General features: G+C 61.2%; 8 protein-coding genes. 3 read left to right on the top strand and 5 right to left on the bottom strand.

Going from position 1 to position 6,709, the window contains the following annotated elements:
* The 3 genes from AACS24_RS09870 to AACS24_RS09860 all read right to left on the bottom strand — a co-directional run.
* Window positions 1-391 (bottom strand): DEAD/DEAH box helicase (locus AACS24_RS09870; protein ID WP_258223174.1); only part of this gene is annotated, 391 nt, incomplete at its 3' end.
* A gap of 103 nt (window positions 392-494) precedes the next feature.
* Window positions 495-1,964 carry a GGDEF domain-containing protein gene (locus AACS24_RS09865; protein ID WP_108573448.1) on the bottom strand — a complete coding sequence of 490 codons (1,470 nt, stop codon included), beginning with the start codon at window positions 1,962-1,964 and terminating at the stop codon, window positions 495-497.
* 109 nt (window positions 1,965-2,073) lie between these two features.
* Entirely contained in the window at window positions 2,074-2,532 is a 459-nt protein-coding gene (locus AACS24_RS09860) for a hypothetical protein (protein WP_108573446.1), read from the bottom strand.
* A 215-nt stretch (window positions 2,533-2,747) separates the two neighbouring features.
* On the opposite strand from AACS24_RS09860, the gene AACS24_RS09855 reads away from it, so the two are divergent.
* The gene (locus AACS24_RS09855; RefSeq protein ID WP_108573444.1) at window positions 2,748-3,656 is read left to right on the top strand and encodes an SAM hydrolase/SAM-dependent halogenase family protein; all 909 of its coding nucleotides are present in this window, start codon (window positions 2,748-2,750) and stop codon (window positions 3,654-3,656) included.
* A gap of 80 nt (window positions 3,657-3,736) precedes the next feature.
* Here the strand turns inward: AACS24_RS09855 and AACS24_RS09850 are convergent, their stop codons facing one another.
* Window positions 3,737-4,297, bottom strand: a complete 561-nt coding sequence (locus AACS24_RS09850) for a gamma carbonic anhydrase family protein (RefSeq protein ID WP_005343397.1) — start codon at window positions 4,295-4,297, stop codon at window positions 3,737-3,739.
* Between the two features lie 203 nt (window positions 4,298-4,500).
* On the opposite strand from AACS24_RS09850, the gene AACS24_RS09845 reads away from it, so the two are divergent.
* Together AACS24_RS09845 and AACS24_RS09840 are read left to right on the top strand one after the other, a co-directional pair.
* On the top strand, window positions 4,501-5,142 hold the full coding sequence (locus tag AACS24_RS09845; protein WP_108573442.1) for a ribonuclease T2 family protein: 642 nt from the start codon (window positions 4,501-4,503) through the stop codon (window positions 5,140-5,142).
* A 131-nt stretch (window positions 5,143-5,273) separates the two neighbouring features.
* On the top strand, window positions 5,274-6,320 hold the full coding sequence (locus AACS24_RS09840) for an NAD(P)H-dependent flavin oxidoreductase (RefSeq protein WP_108573440.1): 1,047 nt from the start codon (window positions 5,274-5,276) through the stop codon (window positions 6,318-6,320).
* Here the strand turns inward: AACS24_RS09840 and AACS24_RS09835 are convergent.
* On the bottom strand, window positions 6,298-6,709 hold a 412-nt coding region (locus tag AACS24_RS09835), incomplete at its 5' end, for a hypothetical protein (RefSeq protein WP_219927767.1). The genes AACS24_RS09840 and AACS24_RS09835 overlap by 23 nt on opposite strands.

The raw sequence follows: 6,709 nt of genomic DNA, 5'->3' as shown, positions 1-6,709 counted from the left end.
GGATATCCACCCCGGCTTGAAGCGCCTCGACCTGAGCCGCGATACTCACCCCGCCGTAGACTTGCGTGCTGGTGAGACCTGTCCCTTGGCCGTAACGCCCGACACTCTCGGCGACCTGCACCGCCAGCTCGCGGGTTGGCACCAGCACCAGCGCGCGGATCGGACGCGGGGACTCTGCTTGTGGCTGTTGTAGCAGCTGCTCCAGCAGCGGCAGCACAAAAGCGGCGGTTTTGCCGGTGCCGGTCTGGGCGCCCGCCATCAGATCGCGCCCCGCCAGAATGACGGGGATAGCGCTGGCCTGCACCGGAGTCGGCGCGGCATAACCCAGTTCGGTCAGGGTCTGCTGCAAGCGGGGGGAGAGGGCCAGTTCGGCAAAGGAGGCTGTGGACATAGGGGCACCAGTCGGGGTTATCGCGGCCTGCGGCCACGATGCAGTGAGTGATCGTGGCCGCGATGGTAACAGATAGAGGGGGAGTGGCAGAAGGCGGGCCAGCTTAGCTGGCGGTTTCGGCGTCGGGGTTGCGGATCAGGTGGATCTGCTGGCCATCGTAGCTGGCGATATTGTGTTTGCCCTGCTGCTTGACGTGATAGAGCAGCTCGTCGGCCAGATGCACCGCCTCGGCCACCGACAGGTAGTCGCGGATCCGGATCACCCCTGCCGAGAAGGTGATGGGCTCGGGCAGCTCGGCAATGGTGAGGGGGCGAGCCAGCAGCCGGGCGGCGGAGTGGCGCATCATCTCGTCATCATCCATCCCCTTGAACAGCACGATAAACTCCTCGCCCCCCCAGCGGATGGCGCTGTCCACCTTGCGGATATTGCTCCTGAGATGGCGGGCGAAGGCGACCAGCGCCTGATCGCCAATACCGTGGCCATAGGTGTCGTTGATCGACTTGAAGTTGTCGATGTCGAGGATCATCAGGTAGTCGTGCTCGCGCAGCATGGTGCGGTTGAGGATGTCGCGCCGCGGCAGTTGGGTCAGGTGATCGGTGTGGGCCAGAGTGCGCAGCCGCAGGTAGAGCTGCTTCCACGCCACCATCGCCAGCAGAATAATGATGATGTAGACCTTGAAGGCCGCGCTGTGGAGCGCCAGCTTGATGAAGTCGAGCCAGGAGTAGGACCACTTCAGATAGAGCACGGCGCCGCTTTTGGTCTGCATAAAGGGTTTGTTGAGGCAGAGGCGAAAGGCGCGGCACGGCTTGGCGGCATCGAAGGCGATGGCGGTGTGGGTCGGATTGAGATTGTGAAAGGGGCGTAGCACCTCGTTGAAAGCTTCATCTACCGCAATATCGATGGCCAGCAGGCCATATTTGTAGCCGCCGCGCCCCAGCTGATAGGTGAAGGGGAAGTACATCACTATGGTGTTGCGCAGGCTGAAGCTGTCTACCTCGATATCGGAGACCACCGCTTCATCCGTGCTGCAGAAGTGCCGGAGCTTGCTGAAGCTGGCGCAGCCGAAGTAGTGATACCAGGGGCGGAAACTCATCAGATCCACCCGGACAGAGCCCAGTTTGGGGGGCAGGATGCGCTCGTTGGCCACCATGCCGATCAGCCGGTAGTCGTCCCAGATGGTGTAGATGTTGATCACCTCCGGGTAGGAGAGGGCGTAGCGGAAGGTGTTGAGGATATTGGCCGCCGGGTATTGCAGCGGGACATCGGCAAAGCGCTCCTTGCTCTTGAGATCGTAGCCGTAGAGGTAGTCGGTGCCGGCACCGCTCGGGGGCGGGCGCCGGTCGAGCGGATGGTGCTGTGCCAGATAGCTGGCGATGTTCTCCACCTTGAGGATCTTGGCCCGCTGGTAGAAGACGTCGAACACGTTCTTCTGCTTGGCGGTGATCAGGTTCATATCGTGCTGGATATTGAGATAGGTGTAATAGAGGACGCAACCCAGCCCGCCCAATACCAGCAGGGCGAGCCCCAGCAGGGTGGCTCTGGGGCGGTCGAGTCGAATCTGATACCAGGCCATGGCCGGGGTCTCTCCTGAGTGGGGTAAAGGATCCGCAGGTGCCGGATTGCGGGCGTGGACATGATTGAGTATATGCCACCCCGCCTGGCGTCAGCCTCGGCGCGGTCGGCTATTCAACCTGCAACACCTGCTCGCTAGCCAGATGGTGCAACCACTCCCGCACGATCAGCAGCACGGCGGCAAACTCCTCTTCTCGCGGCAACTGGCTGGCGGCGAGGGGGTCCCCCTCAGCCATGGCGGCCAGCTGGCCAAAGGCTTGTTCCACCAGCTCCCGGCTCATGGTGTTATCCCCCAGCACTTCGGCCAGCGAGGGTTCGCTGTGCAGAGTGAGAGACAGACCGGGCGGTATATCGGGAGCGATGCGCATCAGCTCATCCTCCACCACCATGATGGCGCGCTCCAGTTCGAGCGGGGTGGGCGGCGCGTGGCGAAATGGCCCGGGCTGGATGGCGCGGGTGCCGAAGGCGAGCGTCCAGCTGGCGAGGGGGGCATCGGCGTGGCCAAGCCAGACCTGACTGCGCTGCTCGCCAATCTCCAGTAACAGTGTGGTGTCGGGGGCGGGATTCATGGTGCGGGACTCCTGTCGGGGGCGAGTGTGACAACCCTCTTTTGATAACGCCATCAACCGGCTTTGGCGAGCACAATTTCTGCCACAGCCCCTCTGTTTTGCGAGTGGTGGCTCACTTTGGTGTTAACGCCTTGCAATAAATCTCGATTGTGGCAGTCTGGATGGCCAAATGACAGGTTTTAACCACTCATTGCTACCGTTTCAGGAGTTCAGATATGGATATTCGTACCGCTCCCCGCGCCATTGCGCTCGCCCTGCTGCTGGCCAGCAGTGTTGCCACCGCCAACGAGGCGCTGGTGATCCAGACCGACTTTGGCCTTAAAGATGGCGCCGTCTCGGCCATGAAGGGGGTCGCCTTCGGGGTGGATCGCACCCTGCCGCTCTATGACCTGACCCACGAGATCCCGGCCTACAACATCTGGGAAGCCTCCTACCGCCTCTATCAGACCCTGCAGTACTGGCCCAAGGGCACTGTGTTCGTCAGCGTGGTGGATCCGGGTGTCGGCACCGATCGCAAGTCGGTGGTGCTCAAGACCAAGAGCGGCCACTACATCGTCAGCCCGGATAACGGCACCCTGACTCTGGTCGCGGAGCACTTCGGTATCGACACCGTGCGCCAGATCGACGAGAAGACCAACCGCCTCAAGGGCTCCGAGAAGTCCTACACCTTCCACGGTCGCGACGTCTATGCCTACACCGGCGCCCGGCTCGCGTCCGGCGCCATCAGCTACGAGCAGGTGGGGCCGAAACTGCCCGCCGAGGTGGTGAAGATCCCCTATCAGCCAGCGGTGGCCGAGAAGGATGGCACCCTCAAGGGCACTATCCCCATTCTGGATGTGCAGTACGGCAACGTCTGGACCAACATCGACGATGCGCTGCTGACCAAGGCGGGGATCAACAAGGGGGATACCGCCTGCATCAAGATCAGCGAAGGGTCTGCGGTCAAATATGACGGCAAGGCACCCTACGTCAGCAGTTTTGGCGATGTGCCGGAAGGGCAGCCGCTGGTCTACCTCAACAGCCTGCTGCAGGTGTCGGTGGCGCTGAACATGGACAGCTTCGCTGCCAAGCATCAGGTGCAATCCGGTGCCAACTGGCATATCAGCCTGAAGAAGTGCTCCTGATCCGCACATATATAAGTAGCGATAGAAACAGCAACGGGCGCCTCGGCGCCCGTTTTGTTCTCTGGTAATAAAGAAAGGGATCAGAACTCATTGGAGAGCGCCTTGTACCCTTTGACCAGATCGATATTGGTGTGGGCCACGTCCTCGGAGAACTCGGCGGCATCAACCGAAACCCGCGGGATATGGGTCAGATCGCTCTGCTGGTTGATGCGGGTGGTGGAGGGGACGTAGAACTCCGGCGGCAGATCGCAGCCATCGATCACCGAGTTGTGACGCACCACGGCGCCGTCACCGATGTGGCAGTTGAACAGCACGCTGTTGAAACCGATAAAGACCCGGTTCCCCACTTCGCACGGCCCATGGACGATGGAGCGGTGGGCGATGGAGGTGTATTCGCCGATGGTGACGGCGGCGCCGGATTTGGAGTGGATCACCACCCCGTCCTGAATGTTGGAGTTGGCGCCGATGACGATGGGCTCCATCTCGCCGTTGGCATCCACCTCGTCGGCGCGGATCACCGCGTAGGGGCCGACGAAGACATTCTCTTTGATGATCACCTTGCCGCAGATGATGGCGGTTTTGTCGATATAGGCGGATTCATCGATGACCGGCAGGTGGCCGGAGGGATTTTTGCGGATCATGTTACATCCTGTGGTTGCCAAGAGGAGTGCTTGGGTGGTGGACGAGGCGTCCACCGGTCGGTCAGCTTACCCCTCGTCGCCCCTCGGTGAAAGCCCTGACTGGTCTGACCCTTGTCGCAAGCAGCGCCGCGATCACTGTTTCCGCTCGCCGGAATATGGGAGCATGGCTGCCATCCCAAGAGTCGGTTTGGATGGATATAAAGATGAAGAAGATGATGGCCCTGTTGGCGGGTGGTTTGCTGCTCTCCTCGGCGGTGCAGGCGAAAGGGGTGGCGGGTGACTTTGATTACTATGCGCTGGCGCTCTCCTGGTCGCCCGAGCACTGCGCCGTCAAGCCTGCGGACAAGGATCAATGTTCCCGCAAACTGGGCTTTGTGCTGCATGGTCTCTGGCCCCAGTACGATCGCGGCTACCCCGGCAACTGCACCCGCGAACGGCTCGACGCCAACATGGAGCAGGAGTTTGCCGGCCTCTACCCCAGCCGTTTTCTCTATCGCCATGAGTGGGAGAAGCACGGCACCTGCTCCGGCCTGAGTCAGCCCCAATTCCATCAGCTGGCGAGCGCTTTGCGCCAGAAGGTGAAGATCCCGGCGGCCTATCAGTCGCCAGAAGAGCCGCTGCGCAAAACCAGCTTCCAGCTCAAGGCTGATCTGGCGAGCGCCAACGAGTGGCTGGCCCCCGACAACATCACGGTAGCGTGCGCCGATGGTCGCCGCTTCCTGCGGGAGATCTACATCTGCGTCAATAAAGAGGGGACGGATGCGGTCACCTGTTCCGCCGAGATGCAAAAGCGCGAGCGCCGCTCCTGCGGTCAGCCCGACTTCCTGCTGCGCAGCGTGCGTTAAGGCTTCACTCTCTTCATCAGGCCCCTTGCGGGCCTGATGTGCAACCACAGCTATCGGAAAGGAGTCTGACAGATGGATGGCGACAACCGATTTGGCCCGACAGAGCGGGCCCTGCTGCTCGGAGTGAACGAATGAGCCTGTTTACCGAGCTGGGGATGTGTTATCCCATTATTCAAGCGCCGATGGCCGGTGTGCAGGGCAGCGAGCTGGCGCTGGCCGTGACCCGTGCGGGCGGCTTGGGCTCCTTGCCTGCCGCCATGCTCACACCAGCGGAGCTACGCAGCGAACTGGGGCGTCTTGCCCAAAGCGGCCTTGGGCCATTTAACATCAACTTCTTCTGCCATCAGCAACGGGCGCCGGATCCCGTTGCGCTGGCCAGCTGGCAGCAGCACCTTGCTCCCTACTATGCCGAGTTTGGCGTAGAGCCCCCAGCCGTTACGACGGCGCCAAGCCGCGCCCCCTTCAATGAAGAGCATGCCGCCATGGTGGCCGAGTTCAGACCGGCGGTGGTCAGCTTTCACTTCGGCTTGCCCGCTCCCGAGCTGCTTGCCCAAGTGAAGGCTGTGGGGGCCAGGGTCTTTGCCAGCGCCACAACGGTGGCGGAGGCCGTATGGCTCGCTCACCACGGCGCCGATGCCATCATCGCCCAGGGGTTGGAGGCGGGTGGTCATCGCGGCCATTTCCTCTCTGATGATCTCACCCTGCAGCAGAGCACCTTGACCTTGCTGGCGCAGATCCTCGCGGTGACCAATCTGCCGGTGATAGCCGCTGGCGGTATCGTCGATGGCAAGGGGATAGCCAACGCGCTGGCGCTGGGGGCCAGTGCCGTGCAGATGGGCACTGCTTTTCTCTGCTGCCATGAAGCAACCACCTCGGTGCTGCATCGCGCCGTCCTCCACTCGCCACAAGGTCAGCAGACGGCACTGACCAATCTGTTCAGTGGCCGTCCGGCGCGGGGTATCGTCAACCGTCTGATGCGGGAGCTTGGCCCGCTCTCGGAGTTTGCCCCTCACTTCCCTTATGCCAGTGGTGCACTGGCGCCGCTACGCGCCGCTGCCGAAAAGGCAGGGGACGGCGGCTTCTCTCCGCTGTGGGCTGGGCAGAATGTATCGGGTTGTCGGGATCTCCCCGCCAGCGAGCTGATGGCGTGCTGGGTCAAAGAGGCGGGATTGGGATAAGCACTGCTATATACGCCTCTTTATATAGAAGCGGTCGTTGGCGCTGCGCGTCAGACGCGCCGATACGGCGATGATGGATGAGTGCCTGTACTGTTGTGAGGCGCTTATCCGGAGACAAAACCCCGCATTTCACCCATATCTGTGGATAAGTCTGTATAAAGGCTGTGTGTTGATATGAATAACTAATAAAACGCACTTTTTTGAAATTTAATTGCGGTAAAGCCTTGCCAATGTGAGCTGGATCTCTATAATGCGCCACATCGACAGGGCAAGCGGAAACGCAAACAACCTCGTCGATAACCTCGAAAAGCCTTGGAAAATAAGGCTTGACTCGAGAAGGCGGTTGAGTAGAATGCCACTCCCGCAGCAGCAAAATCTGCGTCGCTCTT

The organism is Aeromonas sp. HMWF016 (assembly GCF_963878195.1).
Classification (GTDB): domain Bacteria; phylum Pseudomonadota; class Gammaproteobacteria; order Enterobacterales; family Aeromonadaceae; genus Aeromonas; species Aeromonas lacus.
Note: the sequence above shows the minus strand (reverse complement) of the source record. Positions and strands in the feature narration are given on the sequence as shown.

What these genes read in the sequence shown, in the direction of transcription:
- AACS24_RS09865 (WP_108573448.1), bottom strand. Translation starts at nt 1,964, where the DNA reads ATGGCCTGGTATCAGATTCGACTCGACCGCCCCAGAGCCACCCTGCTG.
- AACS24_RS09860 (WP_108573446.1), bottom strand. Translation starts at nt 2,532, where the DNA reads ATGAATCCCGCCCCCGACACCACACTGTTACTGGAGATTGGCGAGCAG.
- AACS24_RS09855 (WP_108573444.1), top strand. Translation starts at nt 2,748, where the DNA reads ATGGATATTCGTACCGCTCCCCGCGCCATTGCGCTCGCCCTGCTGCTG.
- AACS24_RS09850 (WP_005343397.1), bottom strand. Translation starts at nt 4,297, where the DNA reads ATGATCCGCAAAAATCCCTCCGGCCACCTGCCGGTCATCGATGAATCC.
- AACS24_RS09845 (WP_108573442.1), top strand. Translation starts at nt 4,501, where the DNA reads ATGAAGAAGATGATGGCCCTGTTGGCGGGTGGTTTGCTGCTCTCCTCG.
- AACS24_RS09840 (WP_108573440.1), top strand. Translation starts at nt 5,274, where the DNA reads ATGAGCCTGTTTACCGAGCTGGGGATGTGTTATCCCATTATTCAAGCG.